The sequence below is a fragment of the Streptococcus australis ATCC 700641 genome, from assembly GCF_000186465.1.
In the GTDB taxonomy this organism is placed as follows: domain Bacteria; phylum Bacillota; class Bacilli; order Lactobacillales; family Streptococcaceae; genus Streptococcus; species Streptococcus australis.
Genome location: NZ_GL636091.1, coordinates 641741 through 658708, shown reverse-complemented (window position 1 = coordinate 658708; position 16968 = coordinate 641741). Strand labels below are relative to the sequence as shown.

Annotated in this window: 21 protein-coding genes and 2 tRNA genes; 3 read left to right on the top strand and 20 right to left on the bottom strand. The window is 43.3% G+C overall.

Going from position 1 to position 16968, the window contains the following annotated elements:
- Positions 1-120: 120 nt before the first annotated feature.
- The 9 genes from rpsG to rsgA all read right to left on the bottom strand — a co-directional run bounded on the left by rpsG (position 121) and on the right by rsgA (position 7127).
- Positions 121-591: a 30S ribosomal protein S7 gene (gene rpsG / locus HMPREF9421_RS03110; protein ID WP_003003105.1), complete on the bottom strand. Its 471-nt coding sequence runs from the start codon at positions 589-591 to the stop codon at positions 121-123.
- Between the two features lie 19 nt (positions 592-610).
- Complete coding sequence (gene rpsL / locus HMPREF9421_RS03105) at positions 611-1024, bottom strand: 30S ribosomal protein S12 (protein ID WP_001142332.1); 414 nt, start codon at positions 1022-1024, stop codon at positions 611-613.
- Between the two features lie 216 nt (positions 1025-1240).
- A complete protein-coding gene (locus HMPREF9421_RS03100; protein ID WP_006595528.1) occupies positions 1241-1777 on the bottom strand; it encodes a hypothetical protein in 537 nt (178 codons plus the stop codon).
- A gap of 22 nt (positions 1778-1799) precedes the next feature.
- On the bottom strand, positions 1800-2624 hold the full coding sequence (gene purR / locus HMPREF9421_RS03095; protein ID WP_006595527.1) for a pur operon repressor: 825 nt from the start codon (positions 2622-2624) through the stop codon (positions 1800-1802).
- A 129-nt stretch (positions 2625-2753) separates the two neighbouring features.
- Entirely contained in the window at positions 2754-3704 is a 951-nt protein-coding gene (locus HMPREF9421_RS03090) for a 3'-5' exoribonuclease YhaM family protein (RefSeq protein ID WP_006597096.1), read from the bottom strand.
- Positions 3691-4947, bottom strand: a complete 1257-nt coding sequence (locus HMPREF9421_RS03085) for a DNA recombination protein RmuC (RefSeq protein ID WP_006597102.1) — start codon at positions 4945-4947, stop codon at positions 3691-3693. The genes HMPREF9421_RS03090 and HMPREF9421_RS03085 overlap by 14 nt, the downstream gene beginning before the upstream one ends.
- Before the next feature lies 1 nt (position 4948).
- Positions 4949-5614: a thiamine diphosphokinase gene (locus HMPREF9421_RS03080; protein ID WP_006595524.1), complete on the bottom strand. Its 666-nt coding sequence runs from the start codon at positions 5612-5614 to the stop codon at positions 4949-4951.
- A complete protein-coding gene (rpe, locus tag HMPREF9421_RS03075; RefSeq protein ID WP_006595523.1) occupies positions 5574-6233 on the bottom strand; it encodes a ribulose-phosphate 3-epimerase in 660 nt (219 codons plus the stop codon). The genes HMPREF9421_RS03080 and rpe overlap by 41 nt, the downstream gene beginning before the upstream one ends.
- Positions 6234-6248: 15 nt before the next feature.
- Positions 6249-7127 (bottom strand): ribosome small subunit-dependent GTPase A, encoded by an 879-nt coding sequence (gene rsgA, locus HMPREF9421_RS03070; RefSeq protein ID WP_006595522.1) that lies wholly within the window; start codon positions 7125-7127, stop codon positions 6249-6251.
- A 331-nt stretch (positions 7128-7458) separates the two neighbouring features.
- Here rsgA and HMPREF9421_RS03065 point away from each other — a divergent pair, with 331 nt between their 5' ends.
- The 3 genes from HMPREF9421_RS03065 (at position 7459) to HMPREF9421_RS03055 (ending at position 8767) form a co-directional block, all read left to right on the top strand.
- Positions 7459-8379, top strand: a complete 921-nt coding sequence (locus HMPREF9421_RS03065; RefSeq protein ID WP_006595521.1) for a CPBP family intramembrane glutamic endopeptidase — start codon at positions 7459-7461, stop codon at positions 8377-8379.
- Positions 8380-8498: 119 nt separating this feature from the next.
- Positions 8499-8581, top strand: a tRNA-Leu gene (locus HMPREF9421_RS03060).
- A gap of 97 nt (positions 8582-8678) precedes the next feature.
- Positions 8679-8767 (top strand) — tRNA-Ser (locus HMPREF9421_RS03055).
- 46 nt (positions 8768-8813) lie between these two features.
- Here HMPREF9421_RS03055 and rsmA read toward each other — a convergent pair.
- The 11 genes from rsmA to HMPREF9421_RS03000 all read right to left on the bottom strand — a co-directional run bounded on the left by rsmA (position 8814) and on the right by HMPREF9421_RS03000 (position 16850).
- Complete coding sequence (gene rsmA, locus HMPREF9421_RS03050) at positions 8814-9689, bottom strand: 16S rRNA (adenine(1518)-N(6)/adenine(1519)-N(6))-dimethyltransferase RsmA (protein ID WP_006595520.1); 876 nt, start codon at positions 9687-9689, stop codon at positions 8814-8816.
- 73 nt (positions 9690-9762) lie between these two features.
- Complete coding sequence (locus HMPREF9421_RS03045; RefSeq protein WP_006595519.1) at positions 9763-10389, bottom strand: immunity protein Imm33 domain-containing protein; 627 nt, start codon at positions 10387-10389, stop codon at positions 9763-9765.
- Positions 10390-10410: 21 nt separating this feature from the next.
- Positions 10411-10995 (bottom strand): ribonuclease M5, encoded by a 585-nt coding sequence (gene rnmV / locus HMPREF9421_RS03040; protein WP_040802910.1) that lies wholly within the window; start codon positions 10993-10995, stop codon positions 10411-10413.
- The gene (locus HMPREF9421_RS03035) at positions 10967-11737 is read right to left on the bottom strand and encodes a TatD family hydrolase (RefSeq protein WP_006597100.1); all 771 of its coding nucleotides are present in this window, start codon (positions 11735-11737) and stop codon (positions 10967-10969) included. The genes rnmV and HMPREF9421_RS03035 overlap by 29 nt, the downstream gene beginning before the upstream one ends.
- 124 nt (positions 11738-11861) lie before the next feature.
- Positions 11862-11996 carry a 50S ribosomal protein L34 gene (rpmH, locus tag HMPREF9421_RS03030; protein ID WP_003003086.1) on the bottom strand — a complete coding sequence of 45 codons (135 nt, stop codon included), beginning with the start codon at positions 11994-11996 and terminating at the stop codon, positions 11862-11864.
- Between the two features lie 146 nt (positions 11997-12142).
- Positions 12143-12793, bottom strand: coding sequence for a hypothetical protein (locus tag HMPREF9421_RS03025; protein WP_040802903.1), 651 nt, complete (start codon positions 12791-12793; stop codon positions 12143-12145).
- A gap of 80 nt (positions 12794-12873) precedes the next feature.
- The gene (gene jag / locus HMPREF9421_RS03020) at positions 12874-13818 is read right to left on the bottom strand and encodes an RNA-binding cell elongation regulator Jag/EloR (protein ID WP_006595515.1); all 945 of its coding nucleotides are present in this window, start codon (positions 13816-13818) and stop codon (positions 12874-12876) included.
- Positions 13819-13833: 15 nt separating this feature from the next.
- The gene (locus HMPREF9421_RS03015) at positions 13834-14649 is read right to left on the bottom strand and encodes a YidC/Oxa1 family membrane protein insertase (RefSeq protein ID WP_006595514.1); all 816 of its coding nucleotides are present in this window, start codon (positions 14647-14649) and stop codon (positions 13834-13836) included.
- A 4-nt stretch (positions 14650-14653) separates the two neighbouring features.
- Positions 14654-14995 (bottom strand): ribonuclease P protein component, encoded by a 342-nt coding sequence (rnpA, locus tag HMPREF9421_RS03010; RefSeq protein WP_006595513.1) that lies wholly within the window; start codon positions 14993-14995, stop codon positions 14654-14656.
- A 106-nt stretch (positions 14996-15101) separates the two neighbouring features.
- A complete protein-coding gene (locus HMPREF9421_RS03005) occupies positions 15102-15797 on the bottom strand; it encodes a CPBP family intramembrane glutamic endopeptidase (protein WP_006595512.1) in 696 nt (231 codons plus the stop codon).
- Positions 15798-15956: 159 nt separating this feature from the next.
- Positions 15957-16850, bottom strand: a complete 894-nt coding sequence (locus HMPREF9421_RS03000; RefSeq protein ID WP_006595511.1) for a TDT family transporter — start codon at positions 16848-16850, stop codon at positions 15957-15959.
- Between the last annotated feature and the right edge of the window lie 118 nt (positions 16851-16968).

Genomic DNA, 16968 nt, shown 5'->3' with positions numbered 1-16968 from the left:
TAACTGATTTGAACCCGAGCGAGGCCCGACGCAAAAAAGATAAACTGCTTTGTGTTCACGGAACACTGCATCAGTTTCCTATTTTTGCCTTGGACCTTTAGCGCTCTTGGTATCATTTTCTTACCAGCGGAAGTGTGCGAAGGCACGGTTAGCTTCAGCCATACGGTGAGTGTCTTCACGTTTCTTAACAGCTGCACCAGTGTTGTTTGCAGCATCCAAGATTTCTTTAGCAAGGCGGTCAACCATTGTGTGCTCACCACGTTGACGAGCGATGGTTACCAACCAACGAAGTCCAAGTGTTGTACGACGTTCTGGACGAACTTCAACTGGGACTTGGTAGTTAGATCCACCAACACGACGTGCACGTACTTCAAGTACAGGCATGATGTTTTCCATTGCTGTTTCAAATACTTCAAGCGCGTCATTTCCAGTAGCTTCTTTGATTTGCTCAAAAGCACCGTAAACGATTGAAGCTGCTGTACCACGTTTACCATCAAGCATAACGCGGTTGATAAGACGAGTAACTAGTTGTGAATTGTAAAGCGGATCTGGCAATACATCGCGCTTTGGAGCTCTATTTTTACGACTCATTTCTCTTTATCCCCTTTCCTTATGCTTTTGGACGTTTAGTACCGTATTTAGAACGGCCTTGTTTACGATCGTTAACACCTGCAGTATCAAGTGCACCACGGACGATATGGTAACGTACCCCTGGAAGGTCTTTTACACGTCCACCACGAAGAAGCACCACGCTGTGCTCTTGCAAGTTGTGTCCGATACCTGGGATGTAGGCAGTAACTTCGATCAAGTTGCTCAAACGTACACGAGCGAATTTACGAAGGGCAGAGTTAGGTTTTTTAGGTGTCATTGTTCCAACACGAGTTGCAACACCACGTTTTTGTGGTGAAGAAACGTTTGTTTGAACTTTTTTATGACTGTTGTAACCAACGTTCAAAGCTGGTGATTTAGATTTTTCTACTTTTGATTTACGCGGTTTGCGAACCAATTGGTTAATTGTAGGCATCTACATTCTCCTGTATTTTTTTATTTTTGGTGATGATACACTTGGTGACAGCTACCATCTGTGTGTACTTTTGCAACATTTGTCAGCACGTCCCTGTACACTCTTGAGAGACCAAAAGTAAAAAGTACCGTCTATTATTGTAACATAGCGGTACTTTCACTGTCAAGATTTTTTTCTCTTTTTTGCACGATTGCTTCTTCCTAAAACCGCGCCACATTATTGTTCAGATTGTTGCGTTACAGCTGGAATTGTTGCATTCGAAACCTGAGGAACCTCATTGGACTGATACTGAGGGACTTCTGCTGGAACCACTTGTTGAGGTTGCCCTATTTGGTTAGCTTGATTCAGATCAGTTGATTGAGTATTCTGGTTGGTTTGCATGCCATAGTAGTCTACAATATATTGAATACGAGCTTGGAAGGCCTGTTTCTTGGTTTCGTCCTTCACTTTTTCTACGGCCTCTTGGGCAGCGGTTAAGGTTTCTTGAGTTGCAGTCGTTTCAAAATGAGCAACTGCTTTTTCAGCCGCTTCAGCGATTTTGGCTTCCTCTTCTTCTTTGACTTTTTTAGGATCTTTCTTCTTAATAGGAAGAGAACCTGTTTTTTTGGTTTCTTGTTTCACCACTGTAACTTGGTCTGCAGAATTTTTACGAACTGTATAAAGCCCACCGACAAGAACTCCTGTCAAGATGAATATCGTTGCCAATCGAAGCCATAGGGGACTACGATCAAAACGGTCTAAAATTGTTTTCATTTTCCTTTCTCCCTCTCCAGCCTTAGCTCTTATCGAAAATATTTCCGATTTCTACATCAATTTTATTTTCTGCTACATCAATGTTGGTCACACGTAGAAGTGACTTGTGATCAAATAAATCTTTACTTCTAGCCGAAGCATTGTCCGCAAAAATAGCGACTCCCGCTAACTCTGAATCGAACTCAGCCAAGAGGCTAACCATCCCACTGATGGTTCCCCCTCCTTTAAGGAAGTCATCAACAATCAGAACACGGCTTCCAGCCTTCAAACTACGTTTGGATAGGAACATTTTCTCAATCCGATCGCCACTAGAACCAGATACGTAGTTGACGCTGACCGTTGAGCCTTCTGTAATTTTTAAATCGCGACGCACAATGACAAAAGGAACATTTAAGACATTGGCTACCGCGTTTGCTAATGGGACTCCCTTGGTTGCCACCGTCATAACAGCATCGATTTTTTGATCTCGGAAGGCCTTGGCAATAATGCGCCCAATATTATTTAAGATTTTTGGATTACTTAGCAAATCCGAAAGGTAGATATATCCACCTGGTAAAATCCGATTACTTTCTGACAATTGATTGCACAAATTTTGAACAATTTCTTTTGATTCTGCATCAGAAATGGAAGGAGTAAAGATGACTCCTCCACCTGCACCGGTAAGAGTTTCAATGTTTCCAATTTCCATCTCTTCAAAGGCCCGTTTAATAATGACAATGTCTTCAGAAATAGAGGATTTGGCAGATTCGTATTTTTCGGCAAATGTATTTAAACTCGTCAATTCGTAGGGATGATTAATCAAGTAATTCGAGATCACAACCATCCGCTCACTTCTTCTTAGCTTCATTTTCTCTCCACATAGTTTTTTATTGTATTATACCATATTATACCAAAAAACGAACATTGTTAGTCTCACAACATTCGTTTCTCGTTTTTTTACTAACAAAATTAGAGTGACCTTTTTGGCTCCTGTTTATTAGGAATCTTTTAAATTCGGCTTATAGAAGGAGCGGTTATCCAAGGCAAAAATCTTATTGGTCATTTCACCAGGTCCCACTAAAGCCAAGGCAGAAGTCATCATCATCATTTCTGCATCTAGGTTATCAATCATATGGATGATCTCCGCTTCCATGATTTTTGGACGAACCGGGCTACCATATTCTAGTAGACCATGGTGACTCAAAATCACATGTCGCAACACGATCACATCTTCTTTTTGATCATCAATCTTCAACTCTTGTAAGACCTTGGTAATTTCTTCATCGATCAGAGCAATGTGCCCGATGAGGTTTCCTCGAACCGTATATTCCGTATTTTCAGGGCCTGAGAGTTCCAGTACCTTGGCAAGATCATGGAGCATGATCCCGGCATAGAGAAGACTTTGGTTTAATTGAGGATAAACCTGAGAGATGCTCTCAGCCAAACGGACCATAGTGGCTGTGTGATAAGCTAAGCCTGTCTCAAAGGCATGGTGGTTGGTTTTGGCCGCAGGATAAGAGTAGAACTCTTTGTCGTACTTGCTGTAGAGCGCCCTCACCACACGTTGCCAAACCGGATTTTCTATTTTGAAAATCATCCCCGACAGGTAATCTTTCAAATCGACTGGATTCACTGGAGGTTTTTCTTTAAAGTCTGCTGGGTTAGACGGTTCCCCGTTTTGAGGCAACCGCAAGGTTAATTGATTGACCTGGGGCGTATTATTATAAACCTCCCGGCGGCCGCTCATATGAACGACGCGACCAGCTTGGAACTGCTCCACATTATGTGGCTGAGCATCCCACAATTTTCCTTCAATCGTGCCTGTCTCATCTTGGAAGACAAAGGCAAGATAGTTCTTTCCAGCCCGTGTCTGACGAACATCTGCTGACTTAATGAGGTAGAAGCCTTCAAATAATTCGTCTTTTTTCATTTGATTAATTTTGACCATCATCTTCTCCATCTTCTAAATTCAATAGGCTTGCTATATCTAGATTCTCTGACGTTTCAATGTTTCGGAGTGTACGCTCGATAGCATTTGTTCTCCGGTTTAAGAGTTCATCGATGTTGCCAGAAGCATGCTTCAACTGCCGTTGGGTCTTTTCTAAAACGCCTCCAAATTTTTGGAACTCTGTCTTGACGGAAGCAAGGACCTTACTAATATCATCTGCGCTTCGTTGAATATTAAGAGTCTTAAATCCAACCGATAGGGAATTTAACAAGGCCGAAAGCGTGCTTGGACCAGCGACGACGATCTGTTCCTCTCTTCGGAGGCGATCAAAGAAGGCTGGGTCGCGGACCACTTCTGAATAGAGGCCTTCCGTCGGTAAAAAGAGAATCCCAAAATTAGTAGTGGCAGGCGGATAGAGGTATTTTTGATGAATGTCCTTGGCAAATTGTTTGATACTAGCCAATAGGAGCTTGCGACACCGCTCAATCTCCTCTTTCTCTCCACCTTCATAGGCTTCTTCCAGTCGGTAATAACCCTCCAGAGGAAATTTAGAGTCGATTGGTAGATAGACATATTCCCCTCTGACCTGACCAGGCATCTTGATGGCATACTCGACGCGTTCGCTGGAGTTGGGAACTGTTACAAACTCTCTCTCGTATTGGGCAGGAGTTAGGATATCTTCAATAATTTGACCGAGCTGTAACTCTCCCATAATCCCACGAGTTTTGGTATTGGAGAGGACCTTATTGAGGCTCCCCACATCTCTTGCGACCGTCTGCATTTCCCCAAGGCCTTTATTGACCGATTCCAATTGTTTGGAGACCGTCTCAAAGGAGGTTTGGAGACGACTATGCAAGGTTTTTTCTAGCTTTTCTTCGACCGTTTGACGCATCTGCTCCAACCGCAAATCATTGGAAGCCTGAATCTGTTGCATCCGCTCGTCCGTTTTGTCACGGTTTTTAGTGAAGTTTTCAGCAATTTCTGTTCGTAAAGCAGTCGTTTGCTGATGCATTTCTGTCCGTAATTCCATTAGTCGGTCACTGATCGCCATCTCTATCTGCTGGCCAGTGATTTGCTGAGCTTGTCGCTCTCTCTCGAATCGGTAATCCAGCTGATCCGAAAGATGATCTTCTTGGTCCTCCAGTAAGTCACGGACCTGTTTGTTATCAGCTGTCCGTTGCTGGTAGAGCAAGAAGAGCAAGACAAGATTTCCCACTCCTAATACAAAAAGGATTAATTCCATCTTATTTCCCATCCTTGCTATAAATGATAAGGGCATAGCCTCGATCAAGGGTTAAGGTAATCGGCTGATTGATAAACTCGTTGGAACCATAAATAGCCTTTTTAAAATAATTGGTCGGATTTAAGGGATACTTGGCTCCTTCAATCTGGATGGAAGCTCCCTCAACTGGCATAAAAGCTACATAGGTATAGCCTGCTATAGGCAGAATGGTATGGCGACCTGCTGGACGATAGCAGAGATAATTCTGTTGGTCCATCAAGTAAAGTTGCGACATAAAGGGTGCAATCTCTGGATTGCTGGGCAAAAAAACGCTGGCCAAGTGGTGATCCAGGCGACCACCAAAGGCTCCAAAGATTAGAATATCCGCCTGAGGCCAACCTGCTAATACTTCCTTAATCGCCAATTCCAGATCCGTATCATTTTTTTCTGCTACCGAAGTCCGTAATTCATGAGCCGCAGATTGAATACTCTGGAATTCTTCTGGCTCGACAGAGTCAAAATCTCCAACTGCTAAAGATAGTTCCAGTCCTTGCTCTAAAAGGAAAAGGCAGCCTGCATCCACCCCGACATAAACATCCAAGTCTAGCGGAATGGTTTCCACTCGGCCTCCAGCTACAATCGCAACCTTAGTCTTGGATGGCTGCTCGAAGGGTTTGAACTCGTTCATTCACATCTCCATTAAACACATAGGAACCTGCTACAAAGACGTTTGCTCCTGCTTCTTTCGCAGCGTGAATCGTCTTGTCGTCAATTCCCCCATCGACTTCAATATCGAAATCCAAGCCTTTTTCTTCACGCAATTGAACCAATTGACGAATCTTATCCATGGTTTCTGGCAGGAAGGCTTGCCCACCAAATCCTGGGTTGACAGTCATAACAAGTACTTGGTCTACCAAGTTCAAGATGTGTTGGATACTTTCAACAGGGGTTCCTGGATTGATGACCACACTTGGTTTCACACCTGCCAAACGAATTTTTTGAAGGGCACCATGGATGTGTGGAGTCGCTTCTACATGAATGCTAATGATATCTGCCCCGGCACGCGCAAACTCTTCAATATGTTGCTCAGGATTGGTAACCATCAAGTGGCAGTCAAACACTAGCTTGCTGTGAGGACGCATACTAGCAACTACACCAGCTCCAAAGCTGATATTAGGCACAAAGTGGCCGTCCATCACATCGATGTGAGCGTACTCCGCACCAGATGCTTCTAATTTTTTCAATTCACTTTCAAAATTTGCATAATCTGCACTCAAAATAGATGGGGCTAATTTGTTTATTTTCATATTATTCAGATCTCCTTATTTGGGCAATTTTTTCGATACTTTTTTATAGGTTTCTCGTCTATTTTCGATCTCACTCAAAAACTGTAAATAATTCTCAAAGCGGAAGGAAGCTATGATTCCTTCCTCAACAGCAGGCTTGACGGCACAGGATGGTTCATGTGTGTGGGTACAAGTACGGAACTTGCAATCCTGACTTACCTTGGCGATATCTGGAAAAGCATGATTCAGATCTTCCGCATTATCGACTTCATAATCTAAAGAGGAAAAGCCAGGGGTATCCGCAATTTTGCCCCCATTGAGATCATAGAAGCTGACGGCTCGCGTCGTATGGCGGCCTCGTCCAAGACTGTCCGAAATCTCTCCTGTCTCTAGTTCCAACTCTGGAGCCAAGGTATTCAAGAGGGTGGATTTTCCCACTCCTGTTTGCCCCATAAAGACCGTCACCTGATCCTTCAAGAGAGGCCAGAGCTCTTCCTTGTCAGTGACAAAGTCATAGCCCATTTGGCGATAGACTTCCTGGAAAGGAAGCATCTCAGCTGGATCTTCTAGTAAGTCCATCTTTGAAATATAGACAATCGGATGAATCACTTTTTGTTCCAAAAGAACTAAAAATCGGTCCAATAAATTAACATTAAAATCTGGCTCTTTGGCAGACATGATGACGACAGCTTGATCTATATTCACAATCGGCGGACGGACTAAGCTATTCTTTCTTGGGAATATTTTTAAAATATAGCCTTCCGAATTTTCTTCTGCTGAAAATTCTACTTTGTCTCCAACATAGGGAGTTTGTCCCTTTTTCCGGAAATTTCCTCGGGCGCGTGTTTGGTATATTTCCCCCTCGCACTCCACATAATAAAAACCGGCCAAGGCTTTAACAATCGTTCCTTGCAACTAGCACTCCTTTAAAGTTAATACTACCATTATATCAAAAAATATACGATAGCGCTTGCTTACTTGGGGATGAAAAAAGAAGTCCATCCAGTTTTTTTGAGCAAGATGCAGACAAGGGGTTGTAAACGTTTTCAGATAAGTTTATAATAGAGGAGAAGGACATAATATATATGCCTCTTGTGGGAAGTACAAACTATTTTATAGAAAGGAAGTGACGGAGACTGATACATTTCTTGACGAAGCTACCTGATTAGTAATGAAAGAAGCCCTCTTTTTGGTGCCTGATTTCTGACTTTCTTACTAATCCCTGCCATGTATAAGGAGGTCCTTTATGAGTTTTTCATTTCTTTCTAAGAGTAACCCTCTCGTTTCTAATGTAAAGAAAGGGAAGTTCTTAACCCCTTGGTTTTTAGCTCCCTTTATTCTCTATTACATCACCCAGTACATGTCTCCGATTAGTACTGCTTCCACAAACTTCTTTTTGAACAAACAAAGTTGGATTCCCGACTGGTGGAATATTCTGGATCTTTTGTCCTTCCTCTACACCATCATTGCCTTCTTCCTCTGGGTGAAACTCATTGAAAAACGACCGGTTCGGACCATGGGCTTTTCCAAAGGAAATGGTCTGTCCGAATTCGCTAAGGGGGTCTTGGTCGGCGCCATTATGATTACCACGGTATTAATCATCTTCTTTATTACTGGTGATGTTCGTTTCGATCGCATTCAATTTAGTCTTCCTTTCCTCGTATCTTGGATCTTGGTTCTGATTGGCTATATTTTTCAAACGGCAGCAGAAGAAATTTATATCCGTGGTTGGTTGATTCCGATTATTTCTTATCATAAGAATGCTTACTTAGCTATCCTCATTTCTTCTACCATGTTCTCCTACTTCCACTTGAACAACAACGGAGCTTCTTGGCTCTCAACGGTTCACCTCTTTGTTTTCGGTCTCTTCACAGCTGTCTATGCCTTAAAGAGAGGAAATATCTGGGGACCTTGTGGCTTCCACTTCGCCTGGAACTTCATTATGGGCAATGTCTACGGCTTCCATGTCAGTGGCTTTGATAGTGAATCCTCTCTGATGTACTTCACGACTTCAAACCGGACCTTTATCACAGGTGGTGAGTTTGGACCTGAAGGCGGGATCCCTGGCTTAGTCGTCTTTCTCCTTGCTCTCTTATGGGCCATCTTTATTCTCAAAGATACCTCTGCAGAACAAGAAGAACTCTATCCTCAACTGAGTTATGAATAAGTAAAAGAAAGAAAAGGCTGGATTTTCCCAGCCTTTTTCTGTTTCCTCTATAGGTTCGATAAAAAGAAACATGCTATTTTTTCTTGGCATTTCTTTTAAAAAGAGTATAATAGAACTATGCGGAGGTGGTGGAACGGCAGACACGCATGCTTCAGGCGCATGTGCCCCTTCGGGCGTGAGGGTTCAAATCCCTTTCTCCGCATCTTGGAAAGGTGGCTCAGCTCGGTACAGCACCGGACTCGAAATCCGGCAAGTGGATTTTCTTCACGCGCGGGTTCAAATCCCTTTCTCCGCATCTTGGAAAGGTGGCTCAGCTCGGTACAGCACCGGACTCGAAATCCGGCAAGTGGATTTTCTTCACGCGCGGGTTCAAATCCCGTCCTTTCCTTCTATCACTCAAAAAGACATGGGCTTTGTAGTCCATGTCTTTTCTATTATTTTATCCCTGCATCAAGAAGGCCATCTGCCAAGCGGGCGAAGTCTTCTAAGCTAAGTGCTTCTCCTCGTACAGAAGGTTGCAAACCGGCTGCTTGGATCCCGGCTTCCAGTTTGGCTTTGATTTCTTCGGTCTTGCCAAAGCGACTGGTCAAGTTGTTCCAAAGCGTTTTGCGGCGGTGGACAAAGCTAGCCTTGCTGACAGTGAAGAAGAAATCTTCATCCTTGACGGTTACTGCTGGTTCTTCACGACGCACCATCTTGAGAATAGCAGAGTCGACATTTGGCGCTGGCACAAAGACGGTACGTGGTACGATAAAGGCCACCTTAGCCGTCATATAGTATTGGACAGCAATGGACAAAGCCCCATAAGCCTTGGTATTAGGTTCGGCTGAGATGCGGTCTGCCACCTCTTTTTGCATCATGACCACAAATTCTTGGAAAGGAATTTTAGACTCAATCAAGTGCATGAGGATCGGAGTCGTGATGTAGTATGGAAGGTTGGCCACTACTTTGATCGGAAGCTCTGGATTTTTAAACTCTGCGATGTACTGGTTGAGATCCACCTTGAGGATATCTTGGTTGACCACCGTTACATTGTCAAAATCACGCAAGGTATCCGCTAAGATAGGCACCAAGCGGTCATCAATCTCAAAGGCCATGACTTCTGCAGCATTTTCTGCCAAAAACTCTGTCAAAGCACCAATCCCGGGACCGATTTCGATGACATTGACTTGCTTATCGATCTCAGCAGTATCCACAATTTTTTGAAGGATATTGGTATCGGTCAAGAAGTTTTGACCGAAGGATTTTTTAAAGGTGAAGCCGTGACGCTCCAGCACTGCCTTGGTCACGCTATAATCTGCAATTCTCATTTTTTCTCTTTTCTAATCCGTTTAGTGTAAGAAATAATCACTCTATCTCTCTTGTGTTTCTCTACAATCTAGTCTAACAGTCTTCCACAAAGGCATTCTGCTCCGCTTGGTAGACATAAGCTTCCCCATTCTTATCTAAGACGGTTTCTAACAAGGGCTCCATTTCCAAGGCGTCTTCAAGACTAATAATGGTGACCTTAGATGGATCATCCAAGTCTTCCTGGGACTCATAACCTGTAAAGAACTGCCAACCACTATCTTGTGGGTGATGAGGTTCATCGTGAATGGCCCAATTAATCTCACGTCGTAGGAAGCAATCCTTGGTAATCATGGCCCCTTTTTGTGTATCAAGATTCAGCGGGGGGACCATCAGGCTTGCGATATGTTCCTGCGTAAAATCCAGCTCATCACCAAGCTGGATGGAGGTAATAAAAGCGGGTTGATTGGTTAAACGTCCTTTGAACTTCCCATCGCGGATTTCAGTGAGTTCGACCCACATACGCTCTGCTCGACACCCATTCTCCAAGACTGTATCCAGCACAAAGATAAGGCGAACCTGGTCCCCAAGCTTCAATTGGTTGATTTCTTCTTGACTCGGAATCAAAAAATGTCGCGGGTTCTTTTGGTGTTCTGCGAAAACATTCTCTAACGAAAATCCTATCTCTTTTTTCTTATCTGTAAATCGGTCGAACAATCCCATCTTCTACCTCTGTTCCTATTTTTAATAACGGGCCATGACTTCTTCTACTTGGGCCAAACAAATCCCAAACAACTCCAAACGTTTGAGCAGTTGTTTGCCATTGCAATAGCCGATGCGCAAGGCTTCGCCTAGATATTCCCGTCGTTTGCGACTGTCACTGCCCATTAGCAGGCCGAGTCGCATCAGATCAGTCTTGGTAATATCAAAGAAATGCTCATCTTCATAGGAGCCAACCAGTCCAGCTAGGGCCTTTTCTAAGTCTTCAAAGCTGGCATGCTCTACTCCCAAGGAACGGCCCTTGGTTTTGGATTTTGGTACTGCTTCGCCACGATTTAAAAAGGCATGCTTGGCCTGCGGAATTTCTTGCATGATGATCTTACGAATCCGTTCCCCATTGTAATCCGGATCCGTAAAGACAATGACTCCACGCAACTCTTGCAAGGTAGCAATTCGTTCGAGATCATCTTGATTAATAGCGGATCCACGTGTCTCATAGGTATCCACCTCATAATAGCGTTTCAGATTAGCCGTATCGTCCTTGCCTTCAACAACAATCACTTCTGGTATTTTTCTTTTCTCAGTCAAGGGTAAATACCTTTCTCGCATTATCATAGGTGGCTTGAGCTACTTCTTCACTAGTCATTCCACGAAGCTCTGCAATAAAGTCTACGACATAACGGGTATAGGCTGTTTTATTTTCACGGCCCCGCTTAGGAACTGGTGCCAGATAGGGTGCATCTGTTTCGACCAAGATTTTGTCCAAAGGTAACTCTTTGGCTGCTTCCTGAATGTCTGTCGCCTTCTTAAACGTCACCACGCCAGAAAAAGAGATCATCATTCCCAGATCCATGAAGCGCTTCGCTTCCTCCAAGGTTCCTGAGAAGGAATGCATGATCCCACCGCGTGGACCCACTCCTTCACTCTTGATAATGGCATAGGTATCTTCTAGCGCATCACGCGTATGCACTACAAAAGGCAAGTCCAAGTCCTTAGACAATTGGATCTGACGGCGAAAGACCTTCTCTTGAACTTCCTTAGGTGCTGTCATCCAGTGGTAGTCCAGACCGATTTCTCCTAGGGCAACGACTTTGGGATGTTTCAGCTGTTCCAGTAGATAGGCCTCTACCTCAGGACTATAATCGCCCGCTTCAGTAGGATGCCAACCAAGGGTAAGATAAACTTCTGGGTGCTGGTCTGCCAATTCTAATGCTCGCTCAATGGTCGGTTTGTCAAAGCCAACAATATTATGGGCAATGACTCCCATCTCTTTTGCTAGTTCTAATTCCTCTTCTTCCCTCCCTGCAAACTCTTCAACGTTGAGGTGAGTATGGGTATCAAAAATCTGCATGATTTTCCTTTTCTTCTGAGTTTTTCTTCTTTCTATTATAGCAGAAAGAGCCTCTAAATTCACTTTCGGCAAAACAAAAACCAGTAGTCTCGAGTTTCTACTGGTTTTTAGGTTTTTATCTGAATTACGCAGCCAAAACTTTGCGTCCTTTACGACGACGAGCTGCCAATACGCGACGACCGTTTTTAGTTGCCATACGGTGACGGAAACCATGTTTGCGCGCACGACGAAGTTTACTTGGTTGATAAGTACGTTTCACGATGAATACCTCCTCATAGATTTTGTATTCGTTTAGCCGGCTATAATGTGATCAGTTACTAAACATACTTTACTATTCTATCTGATTCACGCCTGTTTGTCAATAGCTATGAAAAATTTGTTGGGGCAGGTTCAATGATACCGCTTTTATTGGGCATCTCCTTCTATCCTTTGACGAGTTGCTTCATAGTAGGGAAGCAAGTAGACCATTCCTTTCTTTAATTCCTCAAGAATGGCATCTCGGCTAGTCGCTTGCGATAGATTCACATCGACCTTTACCAAGACCTTTCGGACCTGGCCAGCTTCCACACCTTTGAGAAGACTCAGGCGATTGGCCTCTGTCCCTTGGAATCGTTGACTGACACCTTCGACTTGGGCTAGATAATAGACTGGCGAAGAAACCGGAAGAGTTAAAACTCGGTTCTGCTTTTGTAGACTCTCCTCATCCTTCTTGCGTTCGATAAAACTTACTTCCAAGGATACACCAAAGTCCTTCGCATCCCCATAAAGTCGCAAGGCAAACATCGGATCCGCTATTTCTCCCTCTCCTTGGAGATAAGCCCAAAAATGAGGGCGAAGGATTTGGGCTTGATTCATCCACTGACTGGTCCTGTCTTGTTTTAAACGCGGAAAGATCTTCTGAAAATCACTAACCAAATGAGTGAACTCCTTGCGAGCTTCTTGCCCCATCTCTCGATAGGCCAACATTTGCTCCCCATCCTCACCTGCTTTAGCAGGGGCTAGGTACTTGATTCCCTGACAATTCAAAAAGTCTCTCATCTTACTATACATTCCGATTTTCCTTTCTCAAATAGAGAAGGAGAGACCAAGCTTACACTCCTCTCTCCCTTTTGAAATCTTCCTTTTTAGACGGCAGATTAACCTTCAATATCGACGACAACGTAACGATTTGGTTCTTCCCCTTCTGAATAGCTCGTTACTCCATCCATTTTCGATACGATACGGTGGATAATCTTGCGTTCGCTATTAGACATTGGATCTGTATGTTGTGCTTGACCTTCTTCTAGAGCACGACTTGCCAATTTTTGCGCATAGCTTTGAAGGACTTCTGCACGGTGTTCAACATAATCATTGACGTTGATAGCAATGTAGAAATTCTTAGAATACTGATTGTAAAGGTAGTTCTGTGCCAACAATTGAAGGGCCTTGAGAACTTTCCCGTGGTAACCAATCACACGACCTGGCTCATTGGTATCAATCTGCATATTGATGGTTCGACGGTTGTAGCTACTTGAAATGCTAGCTTCTACATCCATTTCATCAATAACAGTTTGAACATAAGAAGTAACATCAGAGACAACCTTTTCAATGTCATAGCTTTCTTCAACTTCAATGCCCAAATCAGCAAAATCAGAAGTTTTGCGTGACTCAGTTTCTTTAAGACTTGAATCGAGAATCTCCCCATGGCCTTGTTCTTCAAGAATGGTTTCAGGAGCCTTTTCATGTTTGAGAATCTCAGCCTTCACTTCTTCAGAAACTTCTTGGCCTTCTTCTTCAACTTTTTTAATCGCTACTACCACGCGACCCAAATCAACAGTTTCTTCACTGACACTCTTGACAGGTTCGTTTTGAGCATTAATTGCCTCAGGAACTCCCTTAACAGCTTGTTGATTGGCTTTTGTCACTGTAGTTTCTGCAATTGGTTCGATGTCTACCACAGCTGGCTTCTTACCAAAGAGACCGAGGAACCCTTTCTTTTCACGAGAAACGATCGTAATATGTGCTTTCATGCGCGGGATATCTAATTCTTTCAAACCATTTTGAATGGCTTCTTCAACATTGACTCCTGTATATTGGACCATCTGTCAAACTCCTTCTTAGTTTTTCTTTTTCTGTGCTTTATTAAATGCACGTCGTTTTTGTTTTTCTATATCTTTGATTGCCTGTTGCTCTGCTTCACGCGCCGCAATAATCTTAAATGGATTGTTCAATAGGTAAGTTTGCCCAACTTGGTAAGCATTGGAAACTACCCAGTAGAGAGCAACCCCGCTAGCTGAGTACATAGCGAAGAAGAAAATCATCACTGGCATCGCATACATCATGGCTGTCATTCCACCATTTTTTTCTGGCATGGCTTTGTTGCTCAACCAGGTGCTAAAGAAGGTGAATACGGCTGCCAAAACTGGCAATATAAAGGTTGGGTCTGTCGCGCTCATATCCAACCAAAGGAAATGACCGACTTTTAGAAATTCTACCCGACTCAAGGCTTGGAATAAGGCCATCAAGACTGGCATTTGAATGAACAATGGCAAGAAGGCAGAAGAAGTCTTGACTCCTTTTTCTTTATAGAGGGCCCGCATTTCCTCTGACATACGAGTGCGGCTTTCCAAATCTTTCCCAGGGTACTTGGCCTGGATTTCTTTCACTAGAGGCTGAATCTCCTGCATTTTGCGCGAGGAGGTCATTTGGTATTGGAAAACTGGTAAAAGAATCGTCCGAATCAAGAGAGTGAAGAGGATAATCCCAACTCCGATGTTTCCTCCGATAGAAAGAAAACGGATGACTTCTGCAAAGAAGTAAACGAATTTTTCCCACACTCCTGATGATTGAGAAGTCACTTCAGACGTTCCACAGGCAGTTAATAAAAGGAGGGCTCCTCCGAGTAAGCTAGCTATTTTTAGTTTCTTTTTCACGTAATTACCTTTCTTGATGATAGACTTGCGCTAATTTTAATACATGGACTAGATTTTTTTCGACCTGGTCAAAATCCAGTTCCTCAACTCCCTTTCGAGCAATCACAACAAAATCATCTGCTACAAGATGATCCTGGTGCTTCATTAAAACATGACGAATCAAGCGCTTGATTCGGTTGCGTGTCACAGCATTTCCTAATTTTTTACTCACGGATAAGCCGACACGGAAATGGGGCTGCTCTTGCGGCAAACGGTAGATCACAAATTTTCTATTCGCACAATTCATACCACTTTTAAAAATGGCATTGAAATCTTTTTCTCGCTTGACACGATAGCTTTTTCTCAAACTCCCACTCCCTCTTTTAAATTTATTCTATTATACCATAATTTCAAAAAAAACCAACGACCTTCTGGCCCTTGGTTTGAAGCCTTCTCCAGTACCGTCAAAACGACTAGGAGAAGAGATGCTGGATGCTTGACAAGATGATGGGTAAGCTATAAATGAAGTTCAAGCCGATATGAGCAAGGATAGGATAATACAAGGAGCCCGTCTTTTCATTCAGTAATCCAAAAAACAGGGAAGGGATGGTATAGATCAAAAAACTCATGATGGTAAACGGATGGTAAAAGAGTTGGATTCCCCCATAGACAAGTGCCGGTCCCCATACACTAGCATAGAGGGGCCAGTTTTTGAAATAAGTTTGAACAAGGGCCCCACGGAAGATCAACTCCACTGTCATCGGTCGAATGACGACCACTAATATGAATAGGATGAGAGAGCCTATTGCTTCTAAATTCACTGGAAAGGAGTGATAAATAGCTAGACGTCCTTTGGTGAACCCACTGAGAAAGTAGTCTAACCAATAGATGGCACAACTAGTGAATATAGTAGCGTAGATAGCGGGAAGGAATTGTTTCTTCTTTGCCCACTGAAAAACGGTACGTGGACTGTATTTCTTCACCAAGGAAAAAACAAGCATCAGATATCCCGCCTCTAAAAAGAGAAGGGTCCAAAAATAGCTAAGGGCTTGGCCGACTTGGTTGCTGACCAGCTGGGCTAACTCGCGAAATTGTGGCCGAACTAAGATATAAAAGACCAGTAGTAAAAGTGGATAAAAGAGCTTGGCCTTTGTCTTTAAAAATTTCATACATTCCTTTCAAGGGATTAAAAATGATTTATTGCATCTTACCATAATCATTCCTAGGATTCAATTAGAAAGTAGACAAAAAAGAGGTCGAGTCAGCCGTCTCTCACCTCTAGTTTTTATTGGAGCACAAGCTTATTGTAGTCGCCTATCAGCTTCCCTCTACTCTTTTCTGTATGTCATAAAACCCACTAGCACCGACACAAGAATAGCTAGGCAAAGAATGGTCTCAAACCAGACAAGGGGCCTTAACAGAGAACTTTGCAATAGACCTTGGGCCATTTTCAAGGAAGTAGCTGTGATGACCGTTGGGAAGGTTAAGGCTGAAAAGGCTGGTTGAAACCCCTCTTTTATCATTCTGGGCAGACGCGTTAAAACGAAGAAATAAAAAGCTTGAGAGATACCAATCATAATAGATAACAGCCAAACCGGTAGACTGGCTCCACCCACACGAACCAGGGCCGCTAACAGAAGAGAAAAGGGCGCACAATAGATGCCTTCTTGCCCCAATAAGTGGCTCGGTAAAGGGGTGGTTTTCAATCCCTGATAGATCAGCGGGTAAAGAATCAAGGTTAAGACAAAGCCAAACCCGAGAGTCAGATAGGCCAACTCAACCACTCCTACCACTGGATAGGTCAAGGCTGCCACAGCAATCCCCACATAAAGAACGGTCCAACTAGGGGTTGCATTGGCTCTTGGTTTTGCCAACATATGGCTCTTGGTAAAGTAGAAAATCAAGCTACAATCTAAGAGGAAAGCAGACCACCAAACTGCCTGGGCGAGTCCTCCAAATGTCGGAAAGAGTCGTAAAAGATAAGTCGACAGTATCATCCCAGCCATGGGAAAGGTCGCCATTCCAGATAGAAGGGCTGGTTCTTGAAGTTCGATCTTGGTTTCTTGCCAGTAGATCAAATGGTGACACAAAAAGAAAGCCCATAGGATCAAACCCGTCAAACTGAAGAAATGAGCCAGAACTGGGAAAGTATCAGACAGGAGGTTTCCCGCTCCTGCTAAACCTAATAGACAACCTGAAAATGCTAAAGGAATCTTTTTCATCTTGATCTCCAATTATTTTATCGCTTTCAGTATACCATAAAATACCAGGAGGGATCATCAAAAAAAAGTAGACACTAAAACTACTTCTTTTTTAAAATTCTTTAATTTCTTTAATTTC